This window comes from Micromonospora sp. WMMD964 (assembly GCF_029581455.1).
Taxonomy (GTDB): Bacteria; Actinomycetota; Actinomycetes; order Mycobacteriales; family Micromonosporaceae; genus Micromonospora.
Window position 1 is genome coordinate 5,221,590 of record NZ_CP120860.1, and the last position, 15,547, is coordinate 5,237,136.

Consider the following 15,547-nt stretch of genomic DNA (forward strand, 5'->3'; position numbering starts at 1 on the left):
AGGCGGAACGTGACGCGTGACGAGGTGCGATTGATCCGGGTCAGGCTCGTCGTGCTGGCCGCCGTGCTGGTCTCACTCTGGTCGTACGCGGCCTATGTGGCCGGTCAGGACGCGATGGACCTGCTGCGGGTGCGCGCCCTGGCCGACACCCTGGGCCAACCCGTGGACCGCCTGATCCTGGGCTTGCAGACCGAACGCCGGCTGACGGCCGAGACGGTCACCAGAGCCGCGCCCGTGGCGGCGCCGCTCGTCGGAGCGCGCGAGGGCACCGACCGGGCCGCCGCCGAGATCCGCGAGTTCGCCGAGGGCCACGACCTCCGCCTGCTCAGCGCCGGTGACGTCCGGGACCGGGCCGGGGAGCTGGTCCGGCGGCTCGACGGTCTGAGCACGGTCCGCTCCCGGGTGGACGCCGGGCGTCTCGACCCGGCCCAGGCGGTCGACGCGTACGACCAGGTCATCGACGTCGCCTTCCGGGTGTACGGCCCGGAGTGGGGCGCGTACGAGAGCGCGTTGGCCGCCGACACCCGCGCGGTGATCGCGCTGGCCCGCGCCCGGGAGTTGCTCGCCCGGGAGGACACCCTGGTCAGCGCGGCCCTGATCACCGGGCGGCTCGAAGCCGACGAGCGGCGCGGACTGACCGACCTCGTCAGCAGCCAGCGGTACGCACGCGGCGAGGCGGCGGCCGGGTTGCCCGCCGACGGCCAGGGCGAATACCAGCGACTGGTGGGCGGCCCCGACTTCGCGAACCTGCTCGCCCTGGAGGACCTGCTGTTCCGGGGCGACGGCGGCACCACTCTGACCGGGATCACCGTCCCGGCCTGGCGGGCCGCCGCGGACACCGCGCTCGGCGCGTTGCAGACACTCGTGACGACCACCGCCCGCAGCAGTGCCGAGCGGGCGGCGCCGGGGGCGGCCGCCGTGGTCGCGCGTACCGGCGCGGTGGTGGGGCTCGGCCTCATCGTCGTGGTCGTGCTGCTGCTGGGCTGGGTGAGCACCGTCCGCCGCCTGACCGTCGGCCCGGCCAGGCCGGACGAGGCCCCCGTCCCGGTCCCGCCGTCCGCGCCCGCCGGGACGGCACCGGGTGGCGGCGTCGACGACCTGTTCCTGCGGCTCACCCGGCGCAACCAGGCCCTGCTGCGCGACCAACTCAGCCTGCTGGACGGGATGCAACGCCGGGAGCGGTCCGCCGAGGAGACCAGCGAGCTGTTCCACCTCGACCACCTCACCACCCGGGTCCGGCGCAACGTGGAGAAGCTGATCACCCTCGCCGGAGCGACGCCCGCCCGCCGTTGGCGACGGCCGGTGCCCCTGCTGGACGTGGCGCGCGGCGCGGTCGCCGAGGTGCCGGAGTACCACCGGGTTCTGATCGCGCCGCACTGGCCGTGGTCGCTGGCGGGTCCCGCCGTCACCGACGTCGTCCACCTGCTGTCGGAGCTGATCGAGAACGCGGTCACCCACTCGGCGGCGGACACCACGGTCCGCGTCGCGGGCGAGCACCGACCGCAGGGCTGCGCCGTCCTGGTCATCGACGACGGGCCCGGCCTGGACGCGTCCGCGCTGGCCGAGGCGAACCACCTGCTCGACGACCCGCCGCCGGACGGCCCTCCCCCGGGTTTCGCGGGTCTGTACGCGGCCGCCGTGCTGGCCGACAGGTGCGGCGCCCACGTCTCGTTGCGTCCCAGCCGACGCGGTGGGACGGCGGCGATCGTGCTCCTCCCGGCCGGGCTGGTCACGTCCCGCGGCAACGGCCCTGGTGCGGCCACCGCCGCGCCCGACGCCACCCACCCGCCCACCCGTGACGTCGCCGATCCGTCCGCCCCGAACGGCGACGGTGCGCTGCCGACACGGGTACGCCACGCCGGGCCGTCCGGCTTCGAAAACGACAGGACCAGCCTCGACACGGTCGAGATACCGATCGCCAGAACAGCAAGGAGACATCCATGACGTCCGCAGTGGTCACCAACGAGGGTCTGACCGGTGCCCTGGACCGCCTGGTCGACCGAGTGCACGGCGCGGAGTTCGCCGTGGTGCTCTCCCCCGACGGGCTGCCCCTCGGCGGCTCCCGGCAGGTGGGGGCGGAGCTTATCGAGCAGATCTCCGGTGTGGTCGCCGGTCTGATCGGGTTGGGGTTGGCCGCCACCCGGGTCTGCGAGGGAGGTGCGCTACGTCAGGTCGTGGTGCAGATGTCGCGGGCGTTCCTCTTCATCGCCACCATCCCGAACGGCACCATCCTCACCGTGCGGATAGCCGGTGACGACGTCGAGGTCGGCGACATGGCCTACGAGGTGGCGCTGTTCGTGGGGCAGGCCGAGCGGCACCTGCCGATCCGTCTGGGGCCGGCCTCCTCGGTGACGATCGGGGACACAGGTGCGCAGCACCGGCACCGCTGACGAGGCGTGGTACGACGACGACGCAGGGCCGGTGGCCCGGCCGTACACGATGACCGGCGGGCGCACCGCGCCCACGGGCGGCCAGTTCGACCTGATCGCGCTGGTCGTCGCCCGTCGGGGGGCCACGCCGTCCACGCCACTCTTCCCTGAACAGGCGCGGCTCGTCGAGCTGTGCCACCATCCAGTGTCGGTGGCCGAGGTCGGCGCGGAGCTGGACCTTCCGTTGGGGACCGTCCGGGTGCTGCTCGGCGATCTGCTCACGGCCGGGCTGATCGAGACACACGACCCGCCGATGCTGTCGGAGCTGCCGACCGAGGACCTGCTGGAGGCGATCCTCGTCGGGCTTCGCGGTCTGTGACAGGGCCGGTGCCGGCCGCGATCCGCACGGATCCCGGTCGCGCATCCGGCGACGAACCGAAGGGGAGACAGGTAGTGCCGGCAACACCACCCCAACCACGCCGTACCGTGGCGATCATCCTGCTGGACCGGATCGTGGCCCTCGCCACGGCCACACGGCGGGTGCTCACCGGTCGGGACGACGTCTCGCGGGCCACCTGGGTGGCCGCTGTCGCGGCGCTCGGGGTGCTGGCCGTGACGGTCGTCTCCGTCATCGGGCTGCTGCGGACGCCGGAGAAGCTGACGCCGGTGACCCTCGACGCGCCGCCGTCCGCCGAGCAGGTCGGCACCCCGTCGCCCGACACCCCCCGGGCGCAGGCGCAGCCGGCCGCGAGCAGCCCGGCGGTGCCCGCTCCCCCACCGACCGCGTCGGTGACCGCTGTCGCACCGACGGTCGACGCGTCGACCCGACCCACCCCGACCGGTACGACCGCCTCGCCCACGCCGGCCGCCCTGAACGCCGACTTCTCCATCGCGGACAACGCGTTGCTCAGCTACGGCGCGGCCGTGACGATCACCAACCCCGGGTCGGTGGCGGTTCCGCAGTGGACGCTCACCGTGACCCTGCCCCGTGAGACACTGCGCGTCAGCGCGGTCGAGGGTGCCCGGGCCAGCCGCGACGGCGCGGTGTGGACGTTCGTGCCGGACGGGGGCGCCGGTCAGGTACCGGGCAGCGCGTCGGTCCGGGTGACGTTCCGGGTCAACGGCTCACCGGCCGGTGCCGCCCCCGAGGCGTGCACCATCGACGGGACCGCCTGCACCGGCCTGACGCACTGACGGACCGGGCCGGGGTCGACGCGGGTCGAGAGCGGTACACCGAGCGTTCCGTCGGCGGCAACGCCTCATTGATCATGAGTTCGGGGCCGCTTCGTACCGTTCCGACCATGACTGTCCAACCCGTACCACCGTCGCTCGATCGCACCGGGTCGAGGTCCGGCGCCCTGCGTACCCGGGTCGCCGCCACCGTCGCCGCGTTCGCCGTCACCGGCGCCGCCGGTGCGGTCGCCCTCGCGACCTCGTCGCCCGCCACCGCCGGACCGGGCAGCGTCGTCGTCTCGGAGAACTTCTCGTCGGGGTCGCTGCCCGCCGGTTGGAACGCGGTCGACGGCACCTGGAAGGTCGAGAACGGCCGGCTGTACGGAACCTCCGCCGGCTCCGGCGACAACAACAAGATCACCTTTGGTCGGCACCTGAACGACTTCCGCCTCGAGGCGACGATGCGCTTCGAGACGGTCTCCGCGGCGACCCGGTGGGCCTCGCTCGGCATCGACGTCCCCGCCGACGGCGCGACCCCGTGGTGGATCGCCACCATGCGCAGCGGTACCACCGCCGCCAACGGCCTCGAATTCGCCCAGCGCACCACGGCCAACGCCTGGGTCGTGACGAACACCGCCTCCGCCCCGTACGCCGCCGGCACCGGTCGGGACGTCCGGGTGGCGGTCGAGGTGCACGGCAACCAGGCCCGCTGGATCTTCGACGGCCGGGAGGCGATGCGGACGAACAGTCTCCAGCGCTCCGCCGACGGTGTGCAGGGGCTCTTCGTCAACGGTGCGACGGTGTCGTACGACGACGTCACGGTCACCGAGCTGGCGGCCAACGGCTACCTGCGACCCGAGGGCAGCCCGTTCACTGTGATCGCCCACCGGGGCGCGTCCGCCGCAGCACCGGAGAACACGCTCGTCGCGCAGGAGATCGCCCGTCGCGGCGGTGCGGACTGGATCGAGAACGACGTCCAGCCGAGCAAGGACGGCGTCCCGTTCATCCTGCACGACTCCACCGTCGACCGGACCACCGACGGCACCGGCGCCATCCGGGACCTGACCGCCGCGCAGATCAAGGCGCTCGACGCCGGCTCCTGGTTCGGCCCGCAGTACGTCGGCGAGCGGGTGCCCACCCTCGCCGAGCAGTTGGCGGACCTACGGACCCGGGGCGGCAACCTGCTTCTGGAGATCAAGGGCAAGCACACCCGCGACGAGGTCGCCACCATCATCGAGGTGATCCGCGAGGAGCAGATGACGAGCCGGGTCTTCGTCCAGAGCTTCGAGGTCGACGCGCTGCGCTACACCCACGAACTCGCCCCCGAACTGCCGCTGGGTCTGCTTCGCAGCACCCTGGACGCCGACCCGGTGGCCATCGCCAAGGAGCTGCACCTGACCGCGTACAACCCGGACGGCAACGCGTTGCTGGCCAAGCCGGAGGTCGTCGCCCCGCTGCACGCGGCCGGGGTCGCCGTGATGGCCTGGACGATGGACTCGGCGGGCCTGTGGCAGCGGTTGGAGCGGATCGGCGCGGACGCGATCATCACCAATCGGGCGTCCGAGCTGGTCGGCTGGAACGCGGCGGTCCTGCAGCGGGCACCCGCCGAGCCGACCGTGGAGATCACCTCGCCGGTCGACGGTGCTCGGCTCGACCGCGCGCAGTCCCCGGTGATCGCGGTCGCCGCGACCAACGCGGACACGCTCACCGTCACGCTCGACGGCAAGAAGTCGGCCGTCGGGCGCAAGCTCGACCTGGCCAAGCTGACCGCGGGTCGGCACACCATCTCCGCCCAGGTGACCGGGCCCGAGGGTGCCGCCACCGCGACGAGCACCTTCACCGTGACGGTGAGCCAGGCCGGTCTCGGCTACCTGATCCTCACCTCCGGGGCCGATCCCGGCGCGGTCACGGCGATGACCACCAAGTTGGTCCACGCCCAGTACGCCGAGTTGGCCACCTACGCCGACCGGCAGGCCGGCAAGCTGGTGCCGGCCGAGATCGCCGGCGTCATCGCCGGTGACGCCCGCACCCTCGCCCTCAAGTAGTCCAGCGAGGTGGTCCCCGCCGTCGGCCCGGACGGCGGGGACCAGGGCGGTTCAGCCGACCGGTCCGGCGATCAGGAAGGGCGCGGCGCGCGCTTCGCCTCAGGCGCGCCAGACGGTCTGGGAGCCGGCCAGAGCGGCCTCCTGGTAGGGCGTTCGCGCAGCACCCACGACGACGATCTCCACCGGCCACTTCTGCCCCAGCGACACCCACAGCGTCGACATCACGCCCGAGTACGTCGACAGCTCGTCCGTGCCCTCGGCCACCTGCAACACGTACGTCCACGCCGCCGCGTCGGGTGCGCCGTCGAGCGGGGTACGCCAGGCGCGGTGCAGGCCGAGGCCGTGTCGGCGCGGGGCGTCGGCGGCGAGCAGGGCGTCGGCCGGGGCCGGATCCGGGGCGTCCGCGGGGCCGATGGGGGCGAACCGGTACGACAGTGGCGGCACCTGTGCCACGACCGGCACCTCGGCCAGGTCCGGCCCGTCCGGTTCGCCGAGGAAGGTGCGCATCAGGTCGCGTTCCTCGGCGGTGACGCCGACGCCCTGGTACGCCAGGCTGAGCAGGAGGGTGGCGTCGGCCAGGTCCAGCTCGCCCGCGGCGTACTGCTCCCGGACGGTGCCGAGAACGTCGTCGGAGAGCCGGCCCGCGAGCCGTCGGCACACCTCGGCGACCGCCGCGTACGTCTTCGTGTCCATGGTGTTCATTTCTTCTTGTAGTCGCCGAGCTCGGTCCGCGTGACGTTGCCCTGGTCGTCCTGGACCACTCTGATGATCTTGTTGCCCTTCGGGCCCTCCCAGGTCCAGCTCCCGTCGCCGCCGACGTCGGGATTACTGTATCGGGGCGGGTTGCCCATCGGGATTCCCTGCGGCGCGGGGTTCGGCGCCGGCGGGTTGCTGATCACACCCGGGTTGGTCTTGTCCGGCGGGTAGGCGGTGCGGATCTCGCCGTCGGCGAGCACCGTCGTCTTGACCTGCACGCCGTCGACGACACCGACGTAGTCGTAGGCCCACGCCGGGTTGCCGTCCGCGTCCTTGGTCGGGTACGGCCCCTTGGCCGGCGGCCCCTGCTGGGTCACCCGGTGCGCGGCGTCGAGGATCTTCGCCTCGTCCCAGCTCTTCGGGAACTCCGTCTTGTTGGAGAAGCCGGTGCCCGCGAGGTGGCCGCCCTGCCGACCACCGTCGCCCTCGATGATGTGCTTCCGGGACGCGTCGCTGTGGTGGATGCCGCCGGCCGGCGGCGGCGTGGTCGGCGCGGGAGGCGGGGTCGGCTTCGCGGGCTTGGTGGAGCCCGACCCCGGGGCGACACCGGGTGGATGGCCCTGCTGCATCGCCTGGCCGGTGGCCTGCTGGGCACTGGAGATGCCGTTGCCGGCGTTGATTCCGCCGTAGCTCTTCGGGGGTTTGCCCGCCCCGCCACCGGCACCCGTGCCGCCGCTGCCGCCGGGTTTTCCGGGCTTCGCCATGGACGCCTTATCCGTTCAGGATGCGGGTGAGGTTGGTCAGGCTGGTGATCAGCGCGCCCACGTACATGAGGATGCGCCCCGCCCACTTGACGACGGCGGCCGTGATCTGCGCGGCGATGACCGGGATCGTGACGACGAAGATGGCCTCGACGGCCCAGACGACCACGCGCGCCACCAGGTCGGCGATGAGGTCGCGCACGATGTCACGGGTGAAGGCCACCAGGTTGCCCGCGCCCTCGGTGGCCGCCGCCAGCGCGGCGGAGACCGCGCCGAGCCCGCCGAGGGCCTCGACGTTGTGGTCCATCAGATTGTGGTACGCCACAGCGGCCTGCCCATACCACTCGGGCAGGTCACCGTCCAGGTGCGACCGCAGGTCGTTGGCCATGCCGTGCAGCTCGGCGGCCATGTTGTTCCAGGTCGCGGCGTGCGAGGCGACCACGTCGGGCATGCCGGTGAGCTTGTCGAGCATGTCCCGCAGCGGCTCGAAGTATTCCATCGCCCAGCCCAGACCGTTGGCCAGCAACGCGCTGAACGGATCCAGCACGGTCACCGCCGCGTCCAGCCCGAACGCGGCGCCCGCGAGCAGGTCGTCGACCCAGCCCTCGCTCCGGATCGCGTCGACCAGGCCCTCGACACTGTCGGCCAGGGAGGCGCCCGTCCAGACCTCGCGGGTGGAGGTGACGTCGGCGACCAGCGACATGTCGGTCATCGCGTAGCCCTCACGGGGTCAACTGCTTCCCGACGTTGATGATCAGGCCGGCGTTGTCGACGTCGACCGCGTCGTAGTCGTCGGCGGTGCGACGCAGCCCGGTGGCGGCCAGCGTCAGGTTCTCCTCGACGCCGGCGAACAACTCGTCCTGCCGAACGTGTTTGCTCTCCAGGACCCCGGCGATCCACCCGCACAGCAACCCGTACGCCGAGTCGTTCTGCGCGATGTGGGCGCTTGCCGCCTTCACCGCCGCGAAACGTGCGGCCAGCGCGTCGATGTTACGCGCGTGGGCGCGGATCTCCTCCGCGTCGACAGCGAAGCCGTCCTCCATCACCAATCACCGCCAGCTTCGGTGGTCGTCGCCGCGCCTCCGCACCATGATCATCAGGGCAGGAGTCTAACAAGCACCGTCCATCCGGGTGACCCCGTGCCAGGCCCGCCGGACGGGCTCACCGGTCGGCGATGAGGGGGGCGTAGTCGGCCCGGGTGAGCGGTGCGGCGGACAGGGAACCGTCGGCCCGGGGCACGCCGAGGGCTCTGCCGTCGCGCAGGAAGGCCACTGTGGTCACGTCCCCCCGGCTGGTCAGGGTGCACACGATCTGCCCGAAGGCGAGGACCTCGTCGCTGCGGCCGGCGTCGTCGGCGGGCGCGTCCACGGACACCAGTGCCTGCGTACCGGCCACCGTCACACCGGCCGCGTTGACCGCACCCGGCAACGCGCTGGTCAGGCTGCTGTCCCGTTCCGCCCCGGTGGGCCCGGCGAGCAGATGTCGCAGCTGCTCCGCGACACCCGGCGGGTTGTCGGCGCGCCGGACCACCGGGACGATCCAGTTGTCGCGGACGAGGCAGAGCGTCTCGACCGCGCGGCCGGCCGGCGCGGTGGCGTCGGCGGGAGCGGCGCTCTGCATCGGCCCGCGCGGGGGCTGCACCGATCGGGGGCTGTCATCGGTGGGGATGCCGCAACCCGCCGACAACACGATGAGCGCCAACGGGGCGAGACGACGGCGGCTCACGGCAGGCTGCCCGGCAACGTGACCCGGAAGCGCGCCCCGCCTCCGGGACGGTCGACGACCGTCACGTGCCCGTCGTGCGCGACGGCGTGCTGCGCCACCAGCGCGAGCCCGAGCCCGGTGCCGTCGCCCGCGCCGCGGGTGTGCGCGGCTCTGCCCCGGACGAAACGGTCGAAGATCGCCTCACGGTCCTCCACCGGTACGCCCGGGCCGTCGTCGTCGACCTCGATCACCCCGGCGGCACCGTCACGGCACAGACGGACCGCCGCCGGCCCGGCGCCGTAGGTCACCGCGTTGTCGAGCAGGTTCGCCAGGACCTGGGCGATCCGCCGCCGCTCCACCTGCCAGGTCCGGGGTACGTCGGACGCCAGGTGGACGAGGTCGGCCGGCAGGTCGTACGCGCGGCACGCCTCCCCGGCCAGGGCCACCACGTCCACCGGGGCCCGGTGGGCGGGCTGGTCGCTGCGGGCCAGGTCGATCAGGTCGTTGACCAGTCGCTGGAACCGGTCGATCTCGTCGGCGACGAGGCCGGCGGCGGTCGCCGTCCGCTCGTCCTGGTGTTCCCGTCGACGGGCCAGGACGCTGGCCGCCGCGGCGAGGGTCTGCAACGGTGACCGCAGCTCGTGGCTCACGTCGGCGGCGAACCGCCGGTCCCGTTCGATGCGGCGGGCGAGCTGGTCGACCATCTGGTTGAACGAGGAGGAGAGACGGGTCAGGTCGGGATCGGTGGCCGGGTCCAGCCGGGCCGTGACGTCACCGGCGGCGATCTTCTCTGCCGCGTCGGCGACCGCCGTCAGTGGTCGTAACCCGTGCCGGGTCGCGTACCAGCCGAGGGCGGCCCCGGACCCGGCGACCAGCACCGCCACGGTGGTCAACGCCAAGGCCAGGACCTGGAACGTCTGCTCCAACTCACGCAACGAGTTGACCTCGAAGTAGGCCGCCGTCGAGGACAGCGGCACCCCGACCACCAGGGCGGGTTGCCCGGCCACGCGTACCCGTTGCACCGCCGGCTCCCCGGCGGCGACGACCCGGCGCAGCTCGGCGGGGATGGCGGCGGTGGTGCCCGTTTCGGCGGCCCGCGCGTACCACTCGCCGTTGAGGTGCAGCACCGGCCGCCGGCTCCCGCCGGTGTCCAGCGACCGGAGCACCTCCACCACGTCCGGGGTGTCCGTGTCTAGCCCGGCGTGCACCACGGCGGCGTCGAAGTACGCGGCGCGCACGGCGATGCGCTCCCGGTCGTCGAGCAGGGACCGCCGGGTCAGCTCGTAGGAGACCAACGCCATCGACGCCGAGAGCAGCAGCGCGCCGACGGTGAACGCCCCCGCCACCCTGGTCCGCAGGCCGAGCCGTCTCATCGCTGCAGCTTGTAGCCCAGACCCCGCAGGGTCACCAGGTGCCGGGGGTTCGCCGGGTCCGGCTCGATCTTCTGCCGTAGTCGCCCGACGTGCACGTCCACCAGCCGTTCGTCCCCGCTGTCGTACCCCCAGACGCGTTGCAGCAACTGCTGCCGGGACAGCACCCGGCCGGCGTGCTCGGCCAGCTCACAGAGCAGCCGGAACTCGGTGCGGGTGACCGTCACCTGCCGGCCGGCGCGGCGTACCTCCCCCGCCTCCGGACTGATCTCCAGCTCTCCGAACGCCACCGCCGGCACCGGCTCCGGCGTCGACACCGCCGCCGACGGCCGGGCACGACGACGCAGGGCCCGTAGTCGGGCGGTCAACTCCCGGATCGCCACGGGTTTGACCACGTAGTCGTCCGCGCCGGCTTCGAGAGCGGCCACGATGTCGTCGGTTCCGTCCCGGGCGCTGACCACCACGATCGGGACGTCGTCGTCCCGGCGCAACTGCCTGATGCACTCGAAGCCGTCGAGCCCGGGCAGCATCAGGTCCACGAGGACGTAGTCGGCCGGGTGGTGGCGCTGGGCGCGCAGGCCCTCCTCGGCCGTGGCCGCGCCGAGGGCGTCGTAGCCCTCGTCCTCCAGTGCGAGCAGCAGCGCGAGCCGGATGCGGTCGTCATCCTCGATCACCAGTACGGCCGTCATGTCGGAATCATCCTCGGCGGCCCGCCGGGTGGCCAACCGTGTCGGCCGACGAGCCGTTTTGTCACACAACTGTCACAGACCCTTGCGGAGATCGCCAACCCCGCCCAGCACGGTGGTCATCGTGCGAGAGGTGAGGAGAGGGGTACGGCCATGACAACGCCGGTGCTGCCCACGCGGTACACGCTGCCGCTGGTCGAGGTGCGCGTCACCGAACTCGACCTGGCCTGCCTGCCGGACGTCGGCGCGATGTTCGACCGGGTGCTGGCCCTGCGCCCCGCACAGGTCGTGCTCGACCTGTCCGACTGCCGGCATCTCGACGCCGCCGCCATCGGCCTGCTCCTCGACGTGCACCGGCGGCTGTCCCGCGCCGACGCGGTGCTCACCGTCCGCAACCCGAACCCTCGGGTCGGACGCATCCTGCACGTCGCCCACCTCGACCAGGTGCTGTCGATCGTCACCGATCCGGGCTTGGCGGCGCAGACCGCACCAGGCCAGACCCGGACGTAGGAAGGACCCCCGCATGACCGTCGTCCCGGACGAGTACCTGATGACCCTGATCTGTGACACCTGCGGCGAGACCATTCGCGGCACCGCGTGCGTGCTCCCCGACGCCGAGGTCGTCTGGACCCTGGTGGCCGAGCACGGCTGGAGCGGTTCCCCGTTCGCCACCGGGCCGCACCGCTGCCCGCCGTGCAGCTTCCGGCCGCCACCGCGCGGCGGTGACGGGTCGTGCGACGACCACGGCCCCGGCGGCATCCTCGGCATCGACCACCTGGACGACGTGACGGTCATCGCCGCCACCGGCGACATCGACATCGACAGCGGCGACACGCTGCGCACCGCCCTGCGGCACGGGGCCGAGGTGGGCAGGCACGTCGTCGTCGACCTGAGCCGGGTGCACCTCATCGACTCGACCGGACTCGGTCTCCTCGTGCGCGCCCACCGCGACGCCCGGGAACGGGGCGTCACGCTCTGCCTGGCGGCGCCGTCGCGGTTCATCCGCACCGTCCTGCACACCATGCGCCTGGACGGAGCGTTCCCGATCTTCGAGAGCCGCGACGACGCCCTCGCCCACGTCTCCGGCCTGAGCAGCCCCGCAGCCGCCCGTTGAGCGAGGGCGACCGGGTGCCACGCGGCCGGGTGGTGAGCCTCGCTCATGCTGGAGTGGTGATTCGCTTCGTATTGAACGTGCTGTGGCTCGTGTTCGGCGGCGGCATCGTGCTCGCGGTCGGGTACGGCTTCGCCGCCCTGATCTGCTTCGTCCTGGTCGTCACCATTCCGTTCGGCGTCGCGTCGCTACGCCTCGCCGTCTACTCGTTGTGGCCCTTCGGCCGCACGGTGGTGCCCAAGCCCGGTGCGGGCGTCGCCTCGGGGTTGGCGAACGTCCTCTGGGTGGTGCTGGCGGGCTGGTGGCTCGCGCTCTCCCACATCCTCGCGGGCATCGCCCTCTGCGTGACGATCATCGGAATCCCGTTCGGCATCGCCAACTTCAAGCTCGTCCCGGCGGCGTTCTGGCCGCTCGGCCGTGAGGTCGTCGACGCTCCCTGAGCCGCTGCGGGCCGGTCCACACCGCGCCCTTGATCACGTGATGAAAAGTAGGTCGGGCACGGGCCCAGGACCTACTTTTCGTCATCTGATCACGACGGGCTGCGGGCGAGTCAAGGGCAGGGGGACCAACGCACCCCCGCCACTCCTAACGTATATCGCATTGGGGGGCTTGCGGCAAGACCCCGTTTATGACGCAAAATCGTCGGCCGAAGCCAGATTCGGCCGAAATGGAAGTCATGAATTGGATTCTTTGCCTACCTCCGTGTTCGACCTCCCCGACTCCCTCTCCCCCAAGGCCGACCCGGCACTCATAGCCTGCGACGAGCAGCACTTCGCGGCCATGGCGGAGAGCCTCGCGCAGGTGACCGCCGACCTGACCGACCGCCTCGACACCGCGCGCCGGGCCCCCGGCGGCAAGGGTCGGCAGGCGGTGGACCGGGACGACGAGATCCGCCGGCTGAGCGCCCGCCTGCGGGCGCTCAGCCGCTACGGACTGGACCTGTGCCTCGGCCACGTGGTCGAGGCGGGCAACCCCGATCCGGTGTACGTCGGGCGTCGCGGTCTCACCGACAGCGAGGGGCGGCGGATGCTGCTCGACTGGCGGTCCCCCGCTGCCGAACCGTTCTTCGGGGCGACCCACGCCAACCCGATGGGTCTGGCGAGCCGCCGCCGGTACCGGTGGACGCGTGGCCGGATCAGCGACTACTGGGACGAGGTCTTCACCCCGGACGGGTTCGTGGGGCACGCCGCCGCGCTCGACGACCAGTCCGCGTTCATCGCCAGCCTGGGCAGCGCCCGGTCGAGCCGGATGCGCGACGTGCTCAGCACCATCCAGGCCGACCAGGACGCCATCATCCGCGCGGGTTCGGCGGGTGCCCTCGTCGTGGACGGCGGTCCGGGCACCGGGAAGACCGTCGTCGCCCTGCACCGCACCGCCTACCTGCTCTACTCCGACCCGCGTCTCGGTCACCGCCGGGGTGGGGTGCTCTTCGTCGGGCCGCACCAGCCCTACCTGGCGTACGTGGCGGACGTCCTGCCCAGCCTCGGTGAGGAGGACGTGCAGACCTGCACCCTGACCGATCTCGTCCCCGAGGGGGCCACGGCGACCGTCGACACCGACCCGGAGGTGGCCCGGTTGAAGTCCTCCGCCCGCCTGGTCGAGGTGATCGACGCGGCGGTCAGGTTCTACGAGGAGCCGCCGGGCACACCGATGACGATCACGACCGACGACGTCGACATCCGGTTGAGCGCCGACGACTGGGGCGACGCGTTCGAGGCGCCCGGGCCGGGCACCCCGCACAACGAGGCACGCGACGAGATCTGGGAGGAGCTGCTCACGATCCTCGTCGACAGGTACGACGGCGAGATGCCGGACGACGTGCTGCGGGCCTCACTGCTGCGCGACCAGGCGCTGCGGGCGGCCTTCAACCGTGCCTGGCCGGTGCTCGACGCGGCCGACCTCGTCGGTGACCTGTGGTCGGTGCCCGCGTACCTGCGCCGGTGCGCGCCGTGGCTCAGCCCGGAGGAGGTCCGCACACTGCAACGCGACGACCCCCGCGCCTGGACCGTGTCCGACCTGCCGTTCCTGGACGCGGCACGGCAACGCCTCGGCGACCCGGAAGGGGCGGGGCGCAAGGGTCGGCAGGATCCCGCCGCTGCCGTGGAACGGGAGCACAGGGCCCGGGTCGTCGACGAACTGCTCGCCGCCGACACCTACGACGACGGTGAGGGCCTGCTGGCGATGCTGCGCCAACCGGACCTGCACGAGGTCCTGGTCGACGACTCGGCGCTGCCGGACACCGACCCGGATCTGCTCGCCGGCCCGTTCGCGCACATCGTCGTGGACGAGGCGCAGGAACTGACCGACGCCCAGTGGCAGATGCTGCTGTCGCGCTGCCCGTCGCGCAGTTTCACGATCGTCGGCGACCGCGCCCAGGCCCGGCACGGGTTCACCGAGTCGTGGGAGGAACGCCTCCGCCGGGTCGGGCTCGACCGGATCACCATGGCCTCGCTGACCATCAACTACCGGACGCCGTCGGAGGTCATGGCGGAGGCCGAGCCGGTCATCCGGGCCGTGCTGCCGGACGCCAACGTGCCGACCTCGATCCGCGGCAACGGTTCGCCCGTCGTTCGGGGACCGGTGTCGGAGTTGAGGTCGATCCTCGACACCTGGCTCGACACGCACGCCGACGGGATCGCCTGCGTGATCGGTGACCCGACGTTTTCGCCGACGTCCCGCGTCCGGTCACTGAGCCCGGAGCAGGCCAAGGGGCTGGAGTTCGACCTGGTCGTCCTCGTCGACCCGGACTCGTTCGGCACCGGCATCGAAGGGGCTGTCGACCGCTATGTGGCCATGACCCGGGCCACTCAGCGACTCGTGATCCTGACCAGTCGCTGACGCGCTGCCGCTGTCGCTGTCGACGGTGATGCCACCGGGGCATCTTGATGCCTCGGTGGCATCAGGCTCGATCGCGGGTGCGCTCGGTCAGCCCGCGTGTATCGTCGTGCTCTTCGGCCGCCGAGCGCGGCCGGAGTCCACGAAGGCCCACCCCCACTGAAGCGACCCACCCCGATCGGGGGCAAACCCGAAGATCGGCGCAGGCTCTTCTCAACCGCCCTGCAACGACTCCCGCACGTGCCGACGAGCGTGATGGATCCGGGACTTCAACGTGCCTACCGGGATGCCCAGTTGCCCGGCGATCTCCTGGTAGTCGAGCTGACACATGTCGCGCAGCACGAGAGCCGTCACCAGCTCCGGCCGATGGGCCTCCAGCCGGTCCAGCGCGTCGAGGAGATCGAGGCGGGATCCGGCGATGACGCTCGTCGTACGGGGATCGACCACGTCGACGGGCAGCGACGCGCTCGGCACCTCGGCGGCGCGTCGCCGCAACGACCGGTAGGTCTGACGGGCGCAGTTGGCGACCACGGTGTGCAACCAGGTCGAGAACAACGACCGACCCTCGAACCGCTCGATGTGCCGGGCGACCTGCATCAACGCGTCCTGCGCGGCCTCCTCGGCGTCCTGCCGGCAGGGCAGGAAGCGTCCACACTGTTCAAGGACCCGCGGACCGATCGCGGCCAGCAGCTCGTCGAGGGCGGCGCGGTCGCCGGCCGCCGCCCGCCGGGCCAGCTCCTCGGTGTCGAATCCGATCACCACCAGCGCTCCCCCGTTCATGGGCGTCACCGGTGTCC

At 72.2% G+C, this 15,547-nt stretch carries 17 protein-coding genes; 9 read left to right on the top strand and 8 right to left on the bottom strand.

Annotated features, from left to right (window positions below):
* The first annotated feature begins 9 nt into the window (after positions 1–9).
* From O7616_RS23885 to O7616_RS23905, 5 genes are all read left to right on the top strand, one after another.
* A complete protein-coding gene (locus O7616_RS23885; protein ID WP_282304034.1) occupies positions 10–1,944 on the top strand; it encodes an ATP-binding protein in 1,935 nt (644 codons plus the stop codon).
* Positions 1,941–2,390, top strand: coding sequence for a roadblock/LC7 domain-containing protein (locus O7616_RS23890; RefSeq protein ID WP_282304035.1), 450 nt, complete (start codon positions 1,941–1,943; stop codon positions 2,388–2,390). Before O7616_RS23885 ends, O7616_RS23890 begins: the two co-directional genes overlap by 4 nt.
* Positions 2,368–2,748 (top strand): DUF742 domain-containing protein, encoded by a 381-nt coding sequence (locus tag O7616_RS23895; RefSeq protein ID WP_282258713.1) that lies wholly within the window; start codon positions 2,368–2,370, stop codon positions 2,746–2,748. The genes O7616_RS23890 and O7616_RS23895 overlap by 23 nt, the downstream gene beginning before the upstream one ends.
* Positions 2,749–2,822: 74 nt before the next feature.
* Entirely contained in the window at positions 2,823–3,563 is a 741-nt protein-coding gene (locus tag O7616_RS23900) for a cellulose binding domain-containing protein (protein WP_282304037.1), read from the top strand.
* A 107-nt stretch (positions 3,564–3,670) separates the two neighbouring features.
* On the top strand, positions 3,671–5,587 hold the full coding sequence (locus O7616_RS23905) for a glycerophosphodiester phosphodiesterase family protein (RefSeq protein WP_282304038.1): 1,917 nt from the start codon (positions 3,671–3,673) through the stop codon (positions 5,585–5,587).
* A gap of 99 nt (positions 5,588–5,686) precedes the next feature.
* On the opposite strand, the gene O7616_RS23910 is transcribed toward O7616_RS23905, so the two are convergent.
* The 7 genes from O7616_RS23910 to O7616_RS23940 form a co-directional block, all read right to left on the bottom strand.
* Positions 5,687–6,280, bottom strand: a complete 594-nt coding sequence (locus O7616_RS23910) for a hypothetical protein (protein WP_282304039.1) — start codon at positions 6,278–6,280, stop codon at positions 5,687–5,689.
* A gap of 5 nt (positions 6,281–6,285) precedes the next feature.
* Positions 6,286–7,047: an EndoU domain-containing protein gene (locus O7616_RS23915; RefSeq protein ID WP_282304040.1), complete on the bottom strand. Its 762-nt coding sequence runs from the start codon at positions 7,045–7,047 to the stop codon at positions 6,286–6,288.
* Between the two features lie 7 nt (positions 7,048–7,054).
* Entirely contained in the window at positions 7,055–7,756 is a 702-nt protein-coding gene (locus O7616_RS23920) for a hypothetical protein (protein ID WP_282258708.1), read from the bottom strand.
* Between the two features lie 10 nt (positions 7,757–7,766).
* Positions 7,767–8,087, bottom strand: a complete 321-nt coding sequence (locus O7616_RS23925; protein WP_282304041.1) for a type VII secretion target — start codon at positions 8,085–8,087, stop codon at positions 7,767–7,769.
* A 118-nt stretch (positions 8,088–8,205) separates the two neighbouring features.
* Positions 8,206–8,769 (bottom strand): GerMN domain-containing protein, encoded by a 564-nt coding sequence (locus tag O7616_RS23930; RefSeq protein WP_282304042.1) that lies wholly within the window; start codon positions 8,767–8,769, stop codon positions 8,206–8,208.
* Positions 8,766–10,121, bottom strand: coding sequence for a HAMP domain-containing sensor histidine kinase (locus O7616_RS23935; RefSeq protein ID WP_282304043.1), 1,356 nt, complete (start codon positions 10,119–10,121; stop codon positions 8,766–8,768). The genes O7616_RS23930 and O7616_RS23935 overlap by 4 nt, the downstream gene beginning before the upstream one ends.
* Entirely contained in the window at positions 10,118–10,807 is a 690-nt protein-coding gene (locus O7616_RS23940; protein ID WP_282304044.1) for a response regulator transcription factor, read from the bottom strand. The genes O7616_RS23935 and O7616_RS23940 overlap by 4 nt, the downstream gene beginning before the upstream one ends.
* A 150-nt stretch (positions 10,808–10,957) precedes the next feature.
* Here O7616_RS23940 and O7616_RS23945 point away from each other — a divergent pair, with 150 nt between their 5' ends.
* The 4 genes from O7616_RS23945 to helR all read left to right on the top strand — a co-directional run bounded on the left by O7616_RS23945 (position 10,958) and on the right by helR (position 14,753).
* A complete protein-coding gene (locus O7616_RS23945) occupies positions 10,958–11,314 on the top strand; it encodes an STAS domain-containing protein (RefSeq protein WP_282304045.1) in 357 nt (118 codons plus the stop codon).
* 13 nt (positions 11,315–11,327) lie between these two features.
* Positions 11,328–11,918 carry an STAS domain-containing protein gene (locus O7616_RS23950; RefSeq protein WP_282304046.1) on the top strand — a complete coding sequence of 197 codons (591 nt, stop codon included), beginning with the start codon at positions 11,328–11,330 and terminating at the stop codon, positions 11,916–11,918.
* A 56-nt stretch (positions 11,919–11,974) separates the two neighbouring features.
* Positions 11,975–12,355: a YccF domain-containing protein gene (locus O7616_RS23955; RefSeq protein ID WP_208744992.1), complete on the top strand. Its 381-nt coding sequence runs from the start codon at positions 11,975–11,977 to the stop codon at positions 12,353–12,355.
* Between the two features lie 262 nt (positions 12,356–12,617).
* A complete protein-coding gene (gene helR / locus O7616_RS23960; protein ID WP_282304047.1) occupies positions 12,618–14,753 on the top strand; it encodes an RNA polymerase recycling motor ATPase HelR in 2,136 nt (711 codons plus the stop codon).
* Between the two features lie 210 nt (positions 14,754–14,963).
* On the opposite strand, the gene O7616_RS23965 is transcribed toward helR, so the two are convergent.
* Positions 14,964–15,530, bottom strand: a complete 567-nt coding sequence (locus O7616_RS23965; RefSeq protein WP_282304048.1) for an RNA polymerase sigma factor — start codon at positions 15,528–15,530, stop codon at positions 14,964–14,966.
* Positions 15,531–15,547 lie beyond the last annotated feature (17 nt).

Coding starts and splice junctions, on each gene's coding strand:
- O7616_RS23890 (WP_282304035.1), top strand. CDS start 1,941: ATGACGTCCGCAGTGGTCACCAACGAGGGTCTGACCGGTGCCCTGGAC.
- O7616_RS23905 (WP_282304038.1), top strand. CDS start 3,671: ATGACTGTCCAACCCGTACCACCGTCGCTCGATCGCACCGGGTCGAGG.
- O7616_RS23910 (WP_282304039.1), bottom strand. CDS start 6,280: ATGGACACGAAGACGTACGCGGCGGTCGCCGAGGTGTGCCGACGGCTC.
- O7616_RS23915 (WP_282304040.1), bottom strand. CDS start 7,047: ATGGCGAAGCCCGGAAAACCCGGCGGCAGCGGCGGCACGGGTGCCGGT.
- O7616_RS23920 (WP_282258708.1), bottom strand. CDS start 7,756: ATGACCGACATGTCGCTGGTCGCCGACGTCACCTCCACCCGCGAGGTC.
- O7616_RS23925 (WP_282304041.1), bottom strand. CDS start 8,087: ATGGAGGACGGCTTCGCTGTCGACGCGGAGGAGATCCGCGCCCACGCG.
- O7616_RS23935 (WP_282304043.1), bottom strand. CDS start 10,121: ATGAGACGGCTCGGCCTGCGGACCAGGGTGGCGGGGGCGTTCACCGTC.
- O7616_RS23940 (WP_282304044.1), bottom strand. CDS start 10,807: ATGACGGCCGTACTGGTGATCGAGGATGACGACCGCATCCGGCTCGCG.
- O7616_RS23945 (WP_282304045.1), top strand. CDS start 10,958: ATGACAACGCCGGTGCTGCCCACGCGGTACACGCTGCCGCTGGTCGAG.
- O7616_RS23950 (WP_282304046.1), top strand. CDS start 11,328: ATGACCGTCGTCCCGGACGAGTACCTGATGACCCTGATCTGTGACACC.
- O7616_RS23965 (WP_282304048.1), bottom strand. CDS start 15,530: ATGAACGGGGGAGCGCTGGTGGTGATCGGATTCGACACCGAGGAGCTG.